This is a genomic window from Streptomyces sp. NPDC059355, from assembly GCF_042752335.1.
Classification (GTDB): domain Bacteria; phylum Actinomycetota; class Actinomycetes; order Streptomycetales; family Streptomycetaceae; genus Streptomyces.
On record NZ_JBHYXN010000127.1, the window covers coordinates 1 to 1,065 of the forward strand.

General features: G+C 75.1%; 1 protein-coding gene. It reads left to right on the forward strand.

The annotated features are described in order from the left end of the window. On the forward strand, nt 1-1,065 hold a 1,065-nt coding region (locus ACFXGI_RS38825), incomplete at both ends, for an MFS transporter (protein ID WP_384717831.1).

Here is a 1,065-nt window from a genome sequence, read left to right on the forward strand (position 1 = left end):
GCGCTGCTGATGCCGACGTCGCTCGCGTTGCTGCTCGACACGACGTCGCCCGAGAAGCGCGCCGGGGCGGTGCGGGCCTGGGCGTCGATCGGCGGGATCGCCGCCGGACTCGGGCCGGTGGCCGGCGGGCTGCTGGTCGAGGCCGGATGGCCCTGGGTGTTCATCGTCAACGTGCCGGTGGGGATCGCGGCGTTCGCGCTCGGTGTCAAGGTGCTGCCGTCACCCGGACGCGCCGGGGAGGAGAAGAGTCCGCTGCCCGACCTGTTCGGAGCCGCCCTCCTCACCGGATCGATCGCAACGCTCGCGCTCGCCCTGGTCAAGGCCCCTGACTGGGGTTGGACGAGCACCGGCACCCTCGGCGGCCTGGCTGCCGCGGTCCTGCTCGGCGTCTGGTTCGTGCTGCGCTCGGCCCGCCACCCCGTGCCGATCGTCGAGCTGCCGCTGCTCCGGGTTCCGGCGTTCGCATCCGCCGCGGCCGCCCTGACCCTGTTCACCGTGGCGTTCGCCGGAATGCTGCTCGGTTCGGTGCTGTGGTGCCAGGGCGTGTGGGACTACTCGGCGCTGCGCACCGGCCTCGCCATCGCGCCGGGACCCTTGCTGGTGCCGCCGGTCGCGTTGCTGATCGGGCCCGCCGTCGCCAGATTCGGTGCGGGCCGCATCGCGCTGGCGGGAACCGTCCTGTTCGCGGCCGGCATCCTGTGGTGGGCCGCGGCGCTCGACACCGGCTCGGCCTACGCGGCCTCGCTCCTGCCCGGCATGATGCTGACCGGCCTCGGCGTCGGCATGACGCTTCCGGTCCTGACCGGGGCGTCGGCGGCGGCCCTGCCGCCGGCCCGCTTCGCCACCGGCTCGGCCATCACCTCGATGGGCCGCCAGATCGGCGCGGTCCTCGGCGTCGCGATCCTGGTGGGCATCCTCGGCACCCCGGCCCCCGGAGGCGCCGTCGCCGCGTTCCAGCACGGCTGGTACGCGGTCGCCGCGGCGTCCCTGCTCGCCGCGTGCGCGACGGTCCCGCTCATCCGCAAGCCGCGACCGGCCGCCGCCAAGGCGTCCGACGCCGCAGAG